Origin of the sequence: Duganella sp. Leaf61, from assembly GCF_001421905.1 — a bacterium.
Lineage (GTDB): Bacteria > Pseudomonadota > Gammaproteobacteria > Burkholderiales > Burkholderiaceae_D > Rugamonas > Rugamonas zoogloeoides.
This window is the reverse complement of the sequence record NZ_LMLM01000012.1, coordinates 679,762-694,408: the sequence shown is the minus strand read 5'-3', so window position 1 is coordinate 694,408 and position 14,647 is coordinate 679,762. Positions and strand designations below refer to the sequence as shown.

General features: G+C 66.2%; 12 protein-coding genes. 3 read left to right on the top strand and 9 right to left on the bottom strand.

Annotated elements, in window-relative coordinates; translation table 11 throughout:
• Positions 1 to 84 precede the first annotated feature (84 nt).
• Together rfaE2 and ASF04_RS11955 are read left to right on the top strand one after the other, a co-directional pair.
• Complete coding sequence (gene rfaE2, locus ASF04_RS11960; protein WP_056142022.1) at positions 85 to 570, top strand: D-glycero-beta-D-manno-heptose 1-phosphate adenylyltransferase; 486 nt, start codon at positions 85 to 87, stop codon at positions 568 to 570.
• Entirely contained in the window at positions 567 to 854 is a 288-nt protein-coding gene (locus ASF04_RS11955; RefSeq protein WP_056141554.1) for a hypothetical protein, read from the top strand. Before rfaE2 ends, ASF04_RS11955 begins: the two co-directional genes overlap by 4 nt.
• On the opposite strand, the gene ASF04_RS11950 is transcribed toward ASF04_RS11955, so the two are convergent.
• Genes ASF04_RS11950 through ASF04_RS11935 form a run of 4 tightly spaced genes read right to left on the bottom strand, consistent with a single transcriptional unit; the run spans position 838 to position 4,428 of the window.
• Positions 838 to 2,136, bottom strand: coding sequence for an FAD/NAD(P)-binding oxidoreductase (locus tag ASF04_RS11950; RefSeq protein ID WP_056141551.1), 1,299 nt, complete (start codon positions 2,134 to 2,136; stop codon positions 838 to 840). The genes ASF04_RS11955 and ASF04_RS11950 overlap by 17 nt on opposite strands.
• Complete coding sequence (locus ASF04_RS11945; protein ID WP_056141547.1) at positions 2,133 to 2,399, bottom strand: (2Fe-2S)-binding protein; 267 nt, start codon at positions 2,397 to 2,399, stop codon at positions 2,133 to 2,135. The genes ASF04_RS11950 and ASF04_RS11945 overlap by 4 nt, the downstream gene beginning before the upstream one ends.
• On the bottom strand, positions 2,396 to 3,499 hold the full coding sequence (locus ASF04_RS11940) for an FAD-binding oxidoreductase (protein WP_082488713.1): 1,104 nt from the start codon (positions 3,497 to 3,499) through the stop codon (positions 2,396 to 2,398). Before ASF04_RS11940 ends, ASF04_RS11945 begins: the two co-directional genes overlap by 4 nt.
• Positions 3,496 to 4,428: a 4-hydroxyproline epimerase gene (locus ASF04_RS11935; protein ID WP_056141543.1), complete on the bottom strand. Its 933-nt coding sequence runs from the start codon at positions 4,426 to 4,428 to the stop codon at positions 3,496 to 3,498. Before ASF04_RS11935 ends, ASF04_RS11940 begins: the two co-directional genes overlap by 4 nt.
• 48 nt (positions 4,429 to 4,476) lie before the next feature.
• Here ASF04_RS11935 and ASF04_RS11930 point away from each other — a divergent pair, with 48 nt between their 5' ends.
• Positions 4,477 to 5,316 (top strand): AraC family transcriptional regulator, encoded by an 840-nt coding sequence (locus ASF04_RS11930; RefSeq protein ID WP_082488712.1) that lies wholly within the window; start codon positions 4,477 to 4,479, stop codon positions 5,314 to 5,316.
• Here ASF04_RS11930 and ASF04_RS11925 read toward each other — a convergent pair.
• Genes ASF04_RS11925 through ASF04_RS11905 form a run of 5 tightly spaced genes read right to left on the bottom strand, consistent with a single transcriptional unit; the run spans position 5,303 to position 14,568 of the window.
• Positions 5,303 to 6,787 carry a diguanylate cyclase gene (locus ASF04_RS11925; RefSeq protein ID WP_229205025.1) on the bottom strand — a complete coding sequence of 495 codons (1,485 nt, stop codon included), beginning with the start codon at positions 6,785 to 6,787 and terminating at the stop codon, positions 5,303 to 5,305. The two genes, ASF04_RS11930 and ASF04_RS11925, sit on opposite strands and share 14 nt — an antisense overlap.
• 56 nt (positions 6,788 to 6,843) lie before the next feature.
• Positions 6,844 to 9,243, bottom strand: a complete 2,400-nt coding sequence (locus tag ASF04_RS11920) for a beta-galactosidase (protein WP_056141540.1) — start codon at positions 9,241 to 9,243, stop codon at positions 6,844 to 6,846.
• Between the two features lies 1 nt (position 9,244).
• A complete protein-coding gene (locus tag ASF04_RS11915; protein ID WP_056141537.1) occupies positions 9,245 to 10,534 on the bottom strand; it encodes a DUF2264 domain-containing protein in 1,290 nt (429 codons plus the stop codon).
• 12 nt (positions 10,535 to 10,546) lie between these two features.
• Positions 10,547 to 11,686, bottom strand: coding sequence for a glycoside hydrolase family 88 protein (locus ASF04_RS11910; protein WP_082488711.1), 1,140 nt, complete (start codon positions 11,684 to 11,686; stop codon positions 10,547 to 10,549).
• A gap of 14 nt (positions 11,687 to 11,700) precedes the next feature.
• A complete protein-coding gene (locus ASF04_RS11905; RefSeq protein WP_056141534.1) occupies positions 11,701 to 14,568 on the bottom strand; it encodes a TonB-dependent receptor in 2,868 nt (955 codons plus the stop codon).
• Between the last annotated feature and the right edge of the window lie 79 nt (positions 14,569 to 14,647).

Here is a 14,647-nt window from a genome sequence, read left to right as displayed (position 1 = left end):
CAATAATAGCGTCCCAAGCAGGAACAACCAATACAACCATTTTCAACCACTAACAACCAAGCCATTCTAGCCGAGATGACTGCCATGCCCGACTTCGAACAGAAAATCTGCACCCGCGACCAACTGGCGGCCCGCGTGGCGGCGCTGCCCAAGCCGGTGGTGCTGACCAACGGCGTCTTCGACATCCTCCATCGCGGCCACGTCACGTACCTGGCGCAGGCGCGCGCACTGGGCGCCTCGCTGGTGGTGGCGGCCAATACCGACGCCTCGGTCAAGCGCCTGGGCAAGGGCGACGACCGCCCGCTCAACAGCTGCGCCGACCGCATGGCGCTGCTGGCCGCACTGGAGTCGGTGAGCCTGGTGGTGGACTTCGACGAAGACACGGCGCTCGAAGTGGTGCAGCAGGCGCGTCCCGATATCTACGCCAAGGGCGGCGACTATCAAATGGATGCGATTCCCGAAGGGCAGGCAGTGCTGGCCTACGGCGGCCGGGCCGTGGCGATCGACTTCGAACATGACCGCTCCACCACGCGTCTGTTGACCAAGGTACGCGCCTTCCATCCAAAATGAGGCTGGTGCTGATCATCCTGGCAACGCTAATCTTCATCATCGTTCAGTGGGGACCGGTGCTGTACGTGGCGCGCCGGCAGTGGCTGCGCGGCGACCCGTACTCGTTTCGCCAGCTGCGCTTCATGATGCCGGCGCAGTTGCTAGCCACGGTATCGCTGGCATTTACTGCCGACTTGCTGGGCATGCGCAATCCGGCGGCGCTGTTTGCCGGCGCCACCATCGTGGTCAGTGCGGCGGGCGCCGGTGCGCTGGCGCTGTACTACCGCATCAAACGCCGGCAGTAGCAATCAAGGTCTCGATGCGCGCCGGCGCGATCGGCATGCGCACTGCATCCGGCCGCCAGCCATACAGTACCTCGGTCGCGCCGCCGCAGATGCGGCCCTGGCATGGGCCCATGCCGCAACGGGTTTGCAGCTTGGCGCTGCGCCAGCTGGTATGCGCGCGTAATTCTCCATGCGGTACATCCTCGCAGCGGCAGACGATGGTGTCGTCGGCCGCCAGCGTGGCCAGCTCGGGGCGCAGCGCAAAACCGCGCGCCAGGCGGGCGGCGAATTTTTTCCAGCGGGCGCGCTCGTCGAGCGCCGTTTGCATGCGCTGGGTCTGGCCGCTGGCGGCCAGGCCGGCGATGCGGCCTTCCACCAGCGCCAGGTCCACGCCGCCGATGCCGGTGCCTTCACCGGCGCAGTACACGCCGGGAACATCGGTTTGCTGCCAGCTGCCGGTCTGCACCACGGTCTGGCCGTCGTGCACAGTGGTGGCGCAGCCGAGCGCCTGCGCCAGCTCCAGGTTGGGCAGCAAGCCGTAGCCGCAGGCCAGGTAGTCGCAGTCGAATACCTTTTCTGTACCGCTCTTTCCCCGTTGTACCCGCACCGCATCCAGTACGCCTGCTGCGTTGCTACGTGCCGATACCACGTGGCTGTGGCGCACATAGGCAATGCCGCGCAATTGCGCGAACAGGCGCAGCGCCTGCGCCGCCTTGGCCGGGGTGGCTGCCAGGCCGCCGGCGAAGCGCGCCAGCGCCGGCAAGGGCGCCTGCTCGACGATGGCGACGACATGGGCGCCGCGTTCCCTCAGCGTGGCCGCCACCGCCAGCAGCAGCGGGCCGGTGCCGGCCACCACCACCCGTTTGCCGGCTACCGGGTAGCCGCCCTTGACCAGCGCCTGCAGGCCGCCGGCGCCGGTCACGCCGGGCAGGGTCCAGCCGGGGAAGGGCAGCAAGCGTTCGCGCGCGCCGGTGGCGATGATCAGGTGATTGAAGTGCAGGGTAGTTGCTGAACCAGCCGAACCTGCAGCAGCGGCCGTCTGCACCTGCAACTGGCCGGGCGCGGGCGCGTACAGCACCCGCGTGTGCGGCAGGAAGCTGACGCTGGGCGCCGCCTGCAAGGCCGCCCACATGGCGCCGGCCCGGGTGTCGCTTTGCTGCTGCGGACCGCCGCGCCAGATCTGGCCGCCGGCAACCGGGTTGTCATCGACAATCGCCACCGAACCGCCGCCGCCCGCCGCCGCGTTTGCAGCGGCCAGTCCGGCCGGCCCGGCGCCCACCACCACGATGTCGAAATACTTCATGTCGCGCCTCCCAGGGTTTGCACCCGCATGCCGGGCGCGCACAGCGTCTGGCACGACAACTGGTGGGTGCGGCCGTCGATGGTCACGCGGCATTCGTGGCACACGCCCATGCCGCACAAGGGCGCGCGCGCCGCGCCACCCACCGCGCGCCGGGTAAGCGCCACGCCGTCGCACGCCAGCGCAATGGCGGCAGCCACGGTCACGCCGGCCGGCACGTGGATGGTGCGCGCGTCGATCGTCAGGTCAAGGGTAGTGGCGGTCATTGGAAGCGGTGCGGCAGATAGGGGTGGTAGGGAATGACTGAACTTTCGCCCTGCATTTGCGCCGCCAGCAGCTGCGCCGTGGCCAGCGCGGTGGTGATGCCGAGCCCTTCGTGGCCGGTGGCCAGCCACAGGCCGCGCCGCGCACCGGAGGGGCCGATCAGCGGCAGGCCGTCCGGCGTGGCAGCGCGCAGGCCGGTCCAGCAGCGCAGTACATTGAGTTCGGCCAGCGCCGGCGTCAGGGTGGCGGCATGGCGCAGCATGCGCGCCAGCATGGCCGGCTCCACGGCCGGATCGACGGTGTCGAACTGGCGCGAGGAGCCGATCAGGATCTGGCCCGTGGGCCGTGGCTGCAGGTTGAAGGCTACCGAGTCGCCGCTGGATGCGTGCGCGCTCTTGATGTAGCCCAGCTCCACCAGCTGGTGCCGCACGAAACCGGGATAGCGGTCGGTGATGGCCAGGTGGCCCTTTTTCGGTTGCACCGGCAGCTCCGGCAGCAGCGCGCGCGAACCGGTGCCGGCCGCCAGCACGATGTGTTGCGCCTCAATGCGGGCGCCGTCGTCCAGCACCACCGCGTGGTCCTCGATGGCCGTCACGCGCGTGCGGCGGGTGACGGCGCCGCGGCGCATGGCGCGGTCGAGCAGGATGCGGGTGCTTTTCGGCGCATAGACCAGGCCGTCGCCGGCCACCAGCAAGCCACCGGCCAGGCCAGGACGCAACTGCGGTTCGCGCGCGTACAGCTCGGCCGGCGACAGCATCGTGCAGGCGAGGTTGAAGGTCGATAAGGTGTGCGCCTTGGTGCGCGCAGCGGCGAGTTCCTCTTCGTCGGCAGCCACCCAGATGGTGCCGCAGTTGCTGTATTCGTGGCGGTGCGGGCGTTCACCCACCAGCTCGCGCCATAGCGCCACCGAGTAGGACGTAAGCGCCAGCTCGGCCAGGTTGTCGTCCATGACCACCAGGTGGCCCATGCCGGCAGCGGTGGCGCCGCCGCCGGCCGTGTCATGCTCGATGACCGCCACCCGCAGCCCGCGCTCGCTCAGCGCATCCGCACAGGCGGCGCCCACGATGCCGGCGCCGATGACGATCGCATCGACAGCATTCAACGAATGCCCCAGGCGTAAGGATCGTCGGGGTCGAGCACCAGGTGCGCCTGCGACGTGACCCAGGCGCGGCCCCGGATCGACGGCACCAGGTTGCCGTCGCGGTAGCGGTACGACGCTTCGAACACGCTGCCGATCACGCTTTCCTGCTGCCACAGGTCGCCCTCGGCCAGCTTGCCATCGGCCGCCAGGCAGGCCAGCTTGGCGCTGGTGCCGGTGCCGCACGGCGAGCGGTCGTAGGCCTTGCCGGGGCACAGCACGAAACTCTGGCTGTCGGCGCCGGTGCGCGAGGGGCCGAACAGTTCGATATGGTCGATCACCGCGCCGTGGTCGCCGGTAATGCCGGCCTGGGCCAGGGCGGCGCCCACGGCCACGCTGTAGCTGGTCAAATGTTCGACGTTGGCGAGGCTGATGTCCTGGCCATGACCATCGACCAGGAAGAACCAGTTGCCGCCGTAGGCAACATCGCCAGTGACGGCACCGTGGCCCGGCACGTCGACCGTGACCGCATGACGGGTACGGCGCGCTGGCACGTTCTCGATGGTGACGCTGCCATCGTCGTGCAGGACCGCTTCCACCACGCCGGCCGGCGTGTCGATGCGGTGGCGGCCGGCGCCGATGCGGCCCATGAAGGCAAGCGACGCCACCAGGCCGATGGCGCCGTGGCCGCACATGCCCAGGTAGCCGACGTTGTTAAAGAAGATCACGCCGGCCACGCAGTCGGGCGCATGCGGTTCGCACAGCAGCGCGCCTACCAGCACGTCGGAGCCGCGCGGCTCGCACACCACCGCCGTACGGAACTTGTCGTGGTCCTGCCGGAAGCGCGCCAGGCGTTCGTCGAGGGGGCCGGCGCCCAGCGGCGGACCGCCGGCGGTGATCAGGCGGGTCGGCTCGCCGCCGGTGTGGGAATCGATGATGGAGATGAGTTTCATGCCGCGATGGTAGGCTTGCGGGAGCCCGCTGTCTTGCACCGGCTAAGCATGATGGATGACGAAATCTGCACAACCGATAAAATTGTCGCGACGGCGCAATGCGTTGCTGGCACAATCGGCACCATGCACAATCACGACATCGAAAACCGGTCCCATGACGCCGCACGCCGCATGGTCGCTGGCGCAATCGCCGATCCGTTCTTTGCCGAGGCGCTGTTCGACGCGCTGCCCGACGTGGTATTTTTCGTCAAGGATGAACGCGGACGCTACGTAGTGGTCAACCAGACGCTGGTCCAGCGTTGCGGCCAGCGGCACAAGTCGGCGCTGCTGGGGCGCTCGGCCGATGAGCTGTTCCGGGCGCCGTTCGGCCAGACCTTTCTGGCGCAGGACCAGGCGGTGCTGGCCGGCGGCAACAACATCGAAGACCAGCTGGAGCTGCACCTGTACCCGAGCCGCGATCCCGGCTGGTGCCTCACCCGCAAGACCGCCTTGCGCGACGCGGCGGGCCGCATCGTGGGGCTGACCGGCATCTCGCGCGACCTGGCGATGGCGGACAAGAAAAATCCCGCCTACCGCAAGGTGGCGGCGGCGGTGAACCTGATCCAGGAAGCATATGGCGAACCGCTGCCGCTGGCGGCGCTGGCGCGCACTGCCCACATGTCGGTGGCGCAGATCGAGCGGTACTTCCTGCGCATCTTCCACATCACGCCGCGCCAGATGATCATCAAGACCCGGGTGGAAGCCGCCTCGCGGCTGCTGGCGGGGGAGGCCAGCGTGGCGGAGATCGCGCAGGCGTGCGGGTATGGCGATCATTCGGCGTTTACGCGCCAGTTCAAAGCCACAACCGGGTTTACGCCGACGCAATTTCGCCAGCTTAATTTGCCGTAGAGGTCATGTCTGCCAGCTCCACCCGGTTGCGCCCCAGCTGCTTGGCGCGGTACAGCGCCGTGTCGGCGGTCCTGAGGAAGTCGACGACGGAGTCCTGGTCGCCCGGGATGGTTACCGCCACGCCCAGGCTCACCGTCAGCACCCCGAACGGGGAGTGCGGGTGCGTCAGTTTCAGGCTGGCGATCGCCTGGCAGATCTGGTCCGCCATCGCCAGCGCGTGCTCCTCGCCGCCGGCCTGGGCGATGATGGCAAATTCCTCGCCGCCGTAGCGCGCCACCAGGTCGCCGGCGCGGCGCCCGCGCCTGGTCAGTTCGGCCGCCACCTGGCGCAGCACGTTGTCGCCGGCCTGGTGGCCGTAATGATCGTTGTACTGTTTGAAATAGTCCACGTCCAGCATCGCCAGCGTGAGCTGTTGGCCGTTGCGCCGTGCGCGGCTCCACTCGGCTGCCAGGGTCTCGTCGAAGTGGCGGCGGTTGGCGATGCCGGTCAGGCCGTCGGTGGCGTTCATGGCGGTGAGGCGGCGGTTCGACCGTTCCAGCTCGCGCGTGCGTTCGCGCACCCGGCGTTCCAGCTCGCGCTCGCGCGCTTGCAGTTCGCTGATCAGCACCGCGAAGCCGATGCCGATCATCGACAGAGTGAGAATGAATTCCTGCGCCCGCACCACTTCCAGGTGCACCGGCACGTCGCCAAACGGCCGCAAGCCGGTGGTCATCATCATCGCGGCAGACAGCGACACCAGCGCCACGAACAGGGACGTTAAACGCACGCCGAAGCGGAAGGCGATGACGGCGGCCGCCGGCAGCAGCAGCGTGGGCGTGACCGATACGCCGTCGATTTCGCCACCGTGGGCTGACAGCACGGCCCCCGCCAGCAGCAGGGTGCCGGCCAGGATGGCGTCGTCAAAGCGCGTCAGGCGCAGCCGCTGGTGCTGGCGGCCGGAGAAGGCCAGCAACAGCGGCGTGTAGATCAGCAAGCCCAGGCCGTCGCCGAACCACCACAGGCGCGCCAGCGTAAAGTAGGGCGTGGCCGAGCCATACTGCTGCAACACCAGCGCGGCGGCCAGCCCCGCCAGCATGGCGGCAAACACCGGGCCGGCCACGAAGAATTTGATGAAATCCTGTAACCGCTGCAGGCGCGGCGAGGCGTTGTAGCGTCGCATGAGGCCGTATGTGGTGAGGATCTCGAGCTGGTTGACGGCGCTGAGCAGCATTGCCATCTGCCAGCTGAAGGCATTCAGGTTGGCCAGTACGTCGGAGATGTAGGTGAGGGTGCACAGCAGCGGCGCGCGGCGGCCGCGAAAGCGCAGCAGCGCCGCCAGCAGCACGGCGTTGGGCAGCCACACTACCACCGCGTTTTCCGGCGTGACGGCGCAAAAGAACGTCAGCTTGACGGTGGCGAAGTGGAACAGGGGCAGCAGCAGGCAAACCAGCCACCCCGGCTGCCCCCGGCGGAAGGAACGGGCAATCATCATGTGCGATGATTACCCGACCGGCGCACCGGTGTCAAATTCCGGGCGCCGCTCTGTGGCTAGCGATCCACTACCAACCTGTCGCCCACGTAGGCGCGGTAGTGGCGGATGCGGCCCGTGACTCCCTCCGGACCCTGGCGCGGCGTGTAGCGCATGCCGGCCACGGTATCGGTTTTGCCCAGGTCGATGATGATGCGGTGCGGGTGGCCGGTGGTGCTGGTGTTGGCAAGACCGTTGCCGCTGTACGACGTGTGCCAGTGGTCGGTGTTCTGGCCATTGATGGCGTTCAGCGCACCGCCGTCTTCCTTGCTCACTTCCTCGCTATCGACAAAGGCGATGGTCCAGTTGGACTGGTTGAGGGTTTTGCCGTCGGAGCCCAGCAGCGCCAGTTCGGCAATCGCGGCGAACTGCTTGCCATCGAAGGCGTCGAGCGACTCGAGGCAGAACTGGCGGCCGGTGGCAGGCTGTGCAAACTTGACGTCTTGCGTCGCGGCGCCGCGCTGGAACTCGCCCTCGTGCACCGGTTTCACGCCATCGAGCTGCGCGCGCGCGGTGCTTGGTGGCCGTGGCAGGTCGCGGTCCGGTTTCAACTGGTCGAGTACCGGGGTTTTCAGGCCGGCGCTGCGCGCCACCTGCGGGCCCGTCAAATCCAGCACCACGACTTCATTGGCGCCGCGCTTGAGCCACGGGCCGGGCAGGTACATGGTTTGCGTGGGGCCGATGCTCCAGTAGCGCCCCAGGCAGCGGCCGTTGACCCACACGATGCCCTGGCCCCAGGTGGACATGTCGAGGAAGGTGTCGCCGGTGCTGGCCACGTTGAAGCTGGCGCGCCAGAAGGCCGGGCCGGCGGTGCGGCCGGTTTTCCAGGCCAGCGGTGGCAGCACGGCGTCGGCATCGAAATCGATGGCGCGGATATCCCAGTTTTCCAGCGGCTGGCCGGCCAGCGTGACTGGGCCGTGCATGCCCTTGCGGTCGTGGATTTCCACGCCAAAGTTGACGCGGGCGATGGTGTAGAGCAGGATCTCGAGCGTGACCGGCTTGCTGCGCGCGGGCAGATCGACCTTGAAGCGGCGGTAGCGCGTATCCATGGTGCCGGCCAGCTTGCCGTCCAGGTACACCCATGCCAGGTCGCGCACCTTGGCCGCTTCCAGCGTGCCAGCCGGTCCGGCGGGCAGCGTGATGCGGTACGAGACGATGCCACGGCTGATGTCATACGTTTCGAGCGGCTGCGGCGACACGGCCTTGATCACCTTTGGCGGCAGCGACGTGAAGACCGACGCCGACTGCTTGAACGAGAACGGCGCGACGGCGATGACCGGGTTGTGCCTGGGTGCCGGCGGCAGCGTCTCGCCGGGCAGCAGGTACGGCTTCATGCCCGCGCGGTAGGCCTCGAATTTTTCGCCCATCCAGCCTGCCTCGCTGATCGGCGCGTCGTAGTCGTAGCTGCTGGTGTCGGGCCGGAACGGCCGGTCGCACCCGCCCCACAGGCCGAACGACGTGCCGCCGTGCGCCATGTACAGGCTGAACGAGCCGTTCGCCTTGAGCATGGCCTGGATATCGGCCACGGCGCGGTCGGCGGGACCGCGCTTGTGCGGCGAGCCCCAGGTGTCGAACCAGCCGGAATAGTATTCGCCGCACATGCGCGGCCCTTTTTGTACCTGGTCCAGCGCCTTGAAGCCGGCCGCCGGATCGCTGCCGAAGTTCGCCACCGAGAACAGTTCGGGGATGTGGGTTTTGGCCACGGCATTGGTGGGATTACACTGGAATAGCGGCACATCGAAGCCGCCGTCGAGCAGCACCTGGCGCATGGCGCGCATGTAATCGAGGTCTTCGCCGAAGAAGCCGTATTCGTTTTCGACCTGCACCATCAGGATCGGCCCGCCGTGGGTGATCTGCTGCTGGCCCAGCACGCGGCCCACTTCCTTCATCCAGCGCCGCGCCGGCGCCATGAAACCTTCATCGCGGGTGCGCAGGAAGGCGTCGCCCGGGTGCTTGAGCAGCCACCATGGCAGACCGCCCATTTCCCACTCGGCGCACGCGTACGGACCGGGTCGCAAAATCACCCACAGGCCTTCCTGCTGCGCCAGGCGGCAGAATTCGGCGGCGTCGCGCTGGCCTTCCCAGTCGTATTTGCCCTCGCGCCATTCGTGGTAATTCCAGAACAGGTAGGCGCACACGGTGTTCAGGCCCATGGCCTTGATGGCTTTCAGGCGGTGGCCCCAGTATTCGCGCGGCACGCGCGCGAAGTGCATCTCGCCGCAGCGGATTTGCAGGCGCTGGCCGTCGAGCACGAAGTCGGTATCGGTGATGGCAAAGCGCGGCGAACCGGCAGCATGCACGGTGGCAGCCATCGGCAGCAGCAGGCCGCCGGCGACGGCGCCGAGTTCCGCTGCCCGGCGCAGCACGCGGCGCCGGGCAGGAGAAGAAAGGGAGGAGGGGATCTGGGTGTAGGTGGTCATCTCAATAGTTTACCGGGTAATCCTTGGGGAAGCGGGCGCCCGCGAACGCCTTTTTCTGCGTCCAGTCCTGCGCGGGGGCGGTCCAGTAGGTGTCGGTGGGCGCCAGGCCCAGTGGCAGCAGGCTGGCCGAGGCGATGTACATGCTGCCGTTGTTGGAGTACCAGTCGCCCAGTTCGGGCTGGTGGCCGACGAAGCCGATGGTCAGGTAGCCGTCTTTCGTAAAATTGCCGGGCGCGGTCCATATCGCCTTGTGCACCGCCTGCAGCGCGGCGCGCACCTGGCCTTCGGGCAGGCTGACCGGCAGCTGCTTGCGCAGCGCCAGCAGGGCGAGGGGCTGGAACGCCGCCGTGCGGTAGGTGAGCGAACGGCCGATCGGCGGGAAGCTGCCGTCAGTACCGATGAAGCGTTCGAGGTGTTCGCTGAAGCGCTGCATGCGCTTGACTGCCTGCGCGCGCAGCTCTTCGGGCTTGCCGTTCCAGAACGCGCCCTTTTTGTCGTCGAGTACATCGAGGATCTCGACCAGCATCGGGTGCATCACGAAGGCGTTGTAGTAGTCGAAGTGGAAGGCGTCGCCGTCCTTGATCCAGCCGTCGCCCACGTACCACTCGTTGATCTTGCGGATCGCCACGTTCATGCGCAGCGGATCGAATTCTTCGCCGATCGACATCAGCCACGCTTCGTTCATGGCGGCGAACAGCATCCAGTTGATGTACGGCGGCTCGATGCGGCGCAGCGCCTTGATCTCGGCGATGATGCGCGCCTTGGTGGTGGCGTCGAGCGGCTCCCACAGCGCTTTTGGCGCGCGCATCAGCGCATTGGTGAAGTAGGCCGAATCAACCAGGGTCTGGCCCGGGCCCTTCCACAGCAGGTAGTCGGGGTTGGTCGGATCGACCGAGTTGGTATAGCTTTGCAGCGCCATTTGCTGCAGGCGCTTGCGGGTGCGGCCTTCGGGCGTGCCGTCGTCGGGCAGGGCCAGCCACGGCGCGATGCCGGCGATCAGCCGGCCGAAGCATTCGAGGTAGGCCACGCCTTTGTCGCGGCCATCCCAGGTGGGGCTCACTTCGAGTGCGAAGTTTTTTTTCAACGTGCCGGCAGCCATGTTGGACAGCACCGGCTCGCTCATTTTCTGCGCCAGTGCGGCCAGCTCGGCGCGTGATTTGTCCGTCACCGGCTTGGCCGCCGCCGCTGTCGCTGGTACCGGCTTGGTGGCGGCGCCGGCCATTTGCGCCACCCCGAGCATGGCGCCGGCCGAACCGGCAGCCAGCGACTGTATGAAATTACGTCGTTCCATCGTGTCTCCGTGTTATTTTCTGAGCAGGCGGACCATCTCCGACGACGCCAGCAGATAGGCCCCCACGCCAAATGGCGTGGTCGAATTCTGGTCCACCACCTGGCCCGGAATCGCCCGCTCGCCGATCGGCTGCACATAGCCTATCTTGCCATCGGGTTGCAGCGCAACCTTGGACAGGTAATGCCAGCCTTTACGGACGACCGGCAGGTATTCGTCGCGATCGAGCACGCCGTGGTTGATGCCCCACAGGTAGCCATAGACGAAGAACGCGGTGCCGCTGGTTTCCGGGCCCGGCGCGTGCGCGGCGTCGAGCAGGCTGCGGGTCCAGTAGCCGTCCGGCGTTTGCGCTTTTTTCAGCGCTTCGGCCATGCCCCGGTACTTGGCGACGTATTCGGCGCGGTGCGGATCGTCCTGCGGCAGGTCTTGCAGCACCTTGGCCAGGCCGGCAAATACCCAGCCGTCGCCGCGCGACCAGAAGTCCTTCTTGCCGTTGGCGCTCTTGTGTTTCGGGTACACGTAGCGCGCATCGCGGTAGTACAGCTTTTCGTCGGCATCGTACATGATGCTGTTGGCATACTCGAAGTACGTGTGCAGCTTGTCCAGGTACAGGCGATTGCCGGTGATGTTATACAGCTTGGTCATCACCGGCATCACCATGTACAGGCCGTCCGACCACCACCAGTAGTCGTTCTGCGCAGTGCTCATCTGGTATTCCATCACCTCGCGCGCACGGGCGATCTTGCGCGGATCTTTTTGCGCGTCGAGCTGATAGAGGTCGGCGTAGGTCTGGAAGGCGATCTGCCAGTCGCCGAACAGCACGTGTTCGTCGGTCTCGCCGTACTGGTACTTCCACTTGCTCCTGTCGGTGGACTTGGCGCCCTGCCAGGCGTTGTGGACGGCCCAGTCCTCGGAATACTGGCGGTAGCGCGGATTGCCGGTGATCTGGTATGCCTCCATATTGCCCGTGTGGTAGGCGGCGATATCCCAGAACGCCCACTGCTGCGGCTTTTCACGCGCCTGCCAGTAGTCGTTGACCTTGGTGATGATGGCAACCACCTCCTGTTCGGAGGTGCCCACGGCCGGCGCATTGGCATTGCCGGTGGCGCAGCCGGCCAGTGCCAGCGCTACTGGCAGGGCCAATGCGCCGGTCATAAACGAACGTCTGATCACAGTTTCCCCCGGATGCCGAACTTGATGGTGCGGCCATCATACTTGGCATAGTCCATCCGCGTTTTCTTGCCGCTGCCGTACTGGCCGCTGGCGTCCTCGAAGTAATCGTAGGCCAGCGTGTTGGACAGGTTGAGCGCATCGATGCGGAACTCCAGGCTCTCGCTGATCTTGTAGCTGATGTTGGCATCGAGGTAGCCACGGCCGGCGCGCCAGCGTATCAGGTCGTCGCCGTTGTTGCGTGGGTTATCGCCGTGCAGCGACTTGCCCTTGTAGTTATAGGACATGCGCGCGGCCAGCGGCCCCTGTTCGAAGTACAGCGTGGTGCTGTACGCGTACTTGGGCACCGAGTTGACCTCGATCTCGCGGCCGCCGTTGGTGATCCACTTGGCGCTGTTGAACGGATCGATATGGGTGTAGCTGGCCAGCGCGCCCATGCCGTCGAACGGCTTGGGCAGGAAGCTGAAGGCCTGCTGGTACGCCAGCTCGTAGCCCTTGAGCTTTTGCTTGCCGGCGTTGGTGTAGCTGCGCAGCGTCATTGCCAGGTTCGGGTCTACGCGGCCGCTCGCATCCTGGAACAGCGGTCCCAGCGCGGTATCGGGCAGGCCGAGGGAACCGAAGGTGACCACCTGCGTGTTGGCGACGGTGGCGTCGGTCAGGTCCTTCTGGAAGATCGCGGCCGACAGCAGGCTGCCAGGCTTGAAATACCATTCCAGGCCGGTGTCGAGGTTTTTCGACTGTTGCGGGCGCAGGTTGGGGTTGCCCGACGTGGCCGAGTTGTCGAACTGGTTCGGGATCACGGTTTGCGCGGCGATGATCGACAGCGAAGCGCGGGTGATGGTCTTGCCCCACGAGGCGCGCCACATCAGGGTATCGGTCAGGTCGAAGGCGGCGCTGAGCGACGGCAGCACATTGCTGTACGAACCCTGCTCGTGGTTGGGGCCATAGACCAGGCTGGTGCCTTGCTGCTTGAAGTTATCGATCTTGGTGTCGGTCTGCGAGTAACGCACGCCGGCATTGAAGCGCAGTTCGCGTTCGCCGATCTTGCCCTTGAAGTCGGACTGGACGAAGCCGGTCTTGACGTTTTCTTCCGCCGCGAAGCTTTGCGACGGCGTGAAGGCGGACGCCGGGTTGTAGGTGTTCGGATCGAAATTGTTGTAGAAGTAGTTGCTGTCCCAGGTGCTCCAGGATTTCGGCCAGCCGCTGCCTATATCCAGATTGCTGATCGGCAGGTTGCTGGTCATGCCGCTACGCAGGCCGGCCGCACCGATGCGATTGAGCTGCGCGGTGGCCAGCGCGGTGCCGTTACGCTTGTTGACTTCCTTGCCGGTGGAGACGTACACCAGGCCCGCCTTCAGGTGGCCGGTCCAGTCGCCGGGCAGGTCGTAGTCCCAGTCGGCGACCACGCGCGCCTGCTTGCCCTTGTCGGTTTCCTTGGTCCAGCCGGTGCCGATGGTGAAGCCGCTCCAGTTGTTCGGATCGGTGTAACTGGTCGGCGACGAGATCGACGGATACACGTGGTCGTCGCCGTAGTCGATGGTCGATTGGGCGCCGTAGATATAGCCGGCCAGCTGGCCGGTGGCGCTGGTGGCGGAGCTGTGATTGAGGCTGGCCTGGCTGGTCAAGGTCAGCTTGTCGCTGACCTTCCAGCTGCCGTTCAGAGCGCCGTAGCCGAACTCCGTTTCATCCTTGGTGTAGATGGCGCCGGCGTTGTAGGTGGTGTTGGCGAAGGTGCCGGTCAGCAGGTTGGTGGCCGGATCGATCTTGACGTTCACCGGAATCAGGCCGTTGTTGCCGTTGGCGCCGGCGGGCAGGGCGCGGTTGGTGGTGGCGGTGCTGCGCACCAGGATGCCGAAGATGGTTTCCTCGCGGGTGTTTTTCAGCTTTGAATACATGGTGTCGAAGCTGAGGTTCACGGTCGGCGTCTTGTACTGCAGCGACGACACCAGGCCATCACGCGTGCGCTCGTTTTCCGAACCGTAGAAGCGGTAGATGCGCGGCAGCAGGGCCTTGTCGATCTGCTCGCGGGTGTAGCCCGACAGGTTGGCGCGCGGATCGTCGTAATCGAGTTTTAATGCGAAGTTGCCCTTGACGGGGCTCTGGCTGCCGTTGAACGAGCTGTTATAGCCGCCGGTCGCCTCGAAGCCCGAGCGCGTGTTGACGCTGCCCGAGTGCGACACGCCGACCAGAAAGCCCACCTGGTCCCAGGTATTCGAGTACAGCGCGAAGCCGTTCGGATCGTGGTTCTTGGAGTTGGTGTTGTAGGTGTCGGTCAGGCCGTAGCGGATGGTGCGCTTGGGGTTGTCGAACGGGCGCGGGGTTTGCAGGTCCACCACGCCGCCCAGGCCACCCTCGGTCAGTTCGGCCAGCGGCGACTTGTAGAAGTCCACGCGGCCGAACAGTTCGGACGCGAACACGTCGTAGTTGAAGCCGCGCGCCGCGCTGCCGATGGTGGACGTGGACGTGGTGTTGACCGGCGCGCCGTTCAGCGTAGTGACGGAATAGTCGGTGGGCAGGCCGCGGATCGAGATGCGCTGGCCTTCGCCCGACGACTCGTCGCGGTTGAGGATCACGCCCGGCACGCGCTGCAGCGATTCGGCGACGTTCGCCTCGGGGAATTTGCCGATGTCCTCGGCCACGATCGAGTCGCGCACGCCGATGGCCTGGGCCTTCAGGTTGAGCGCCTTTTGCAGGCTGGAGCGGAAACCGGTGACAACCACGGTTTCCACTTTGCCGTCGGCCGGCGGCGGGGCCGCCTCGTTGGCGGTGCTGGCCGGCGCCGGCACAGCCTCCTGCGCCAGCGCCGCCGGCGCATACATGGCCGCCAGGGCAAGCGGGATCACGGTCTCCAGTATTTTCTTTTTCATTTTTTTCCTCAGTGTTAGACAGCTGGGTCGCCGGGGCAATGCCCGGCTATAGCTAGACTAAGTCACTTGCCGAATCCAG

What these genes read in the sequence shown, in the direction of transcription:
- ASF04_RS11920 (WP_056141540.1), bottom strand. Translation starts at nt 9,243, where the DNA reads ATGACCACCTACACCCAGATCCCCTCCTCCCTTTCTTCTCCTGCCCGG.
- ASF04_RS11915 (WP_056141537.1), bottom strand. Translation starts at nt 10,534, where the DNA reads ATGGAACGACGTAATTTCATACAGTCGCTGGCTGCCGGTTCGGCCGGC.
- ASF04_RS11935 (WP_056141543.1), bottom strand. Translation starts at nt 4,428, where the DNA reads ATGAAACTCATCTCCATCATCGATTCCCACACCGGCGGCGAGCCGACC.
- ASF04_RS11955 (WP_056141554.1), top strand. Translation starts at nt 567, where the DNA reads ATGAGGCTGGTGCTGATCATCCTGGCAACGCTAATCTTCATCATCGTT.
- ASF04_RS11950 (WP_056141551.1), bottom strand. Translation starts at nt 2,136, where the DNA reads ATGAAGTATTTCGACATCGTGGTGGTGGGCGCCGGGCCGGCCGGACTG.
- ASF04_RS11945 (WP_056141547.1), bottom strand. Translation starts at nt 2,399, where the DNA reads ATGACCGCCACTACCCTTGACCTGACGATCGACGCGCGCACCATCCAC.
- ASF04_RS11905 (WP_056141534.1), bottom strand. Translation starts at nt 14,568, where the DNA reads ATGAAAAAGAAAATACTGGAGACCGTGATCCCGCTTGCCCTGGCGGCC.
- rfaE2 (WP_056142022.1), top strand. Translation starts at nt 85, where the DNA reads ATGCCCGACTTCGAACAGAAAATCTGCACCCGCGACCAACTGGCGGCC.
- ASF04_RS11910 (WP_082488711.1), bottom strand. Translation starts at nt 11,686, where the DNA reads ATGACCGGCGCATTGGCCCTGCCAGTAGCGCTGGCACTGGCCGGCTGC.
- ASF04_RS11925 (WP_229205025.1), bottom strand. Translation starts at nt 6,787, where the DNA reads ATGATGATTGCCCGTTCCTTCCGCCGGGGGCAGCCGGGGTGGCTGGTT.
- ASF04_RS11930 (WP_082488712.1), top strand. Translation starts at nt 4,477, where the DNA reads ATGATGGATGACGAAATCTGCACAACCGATAAAATTGTCGCGACGGCG.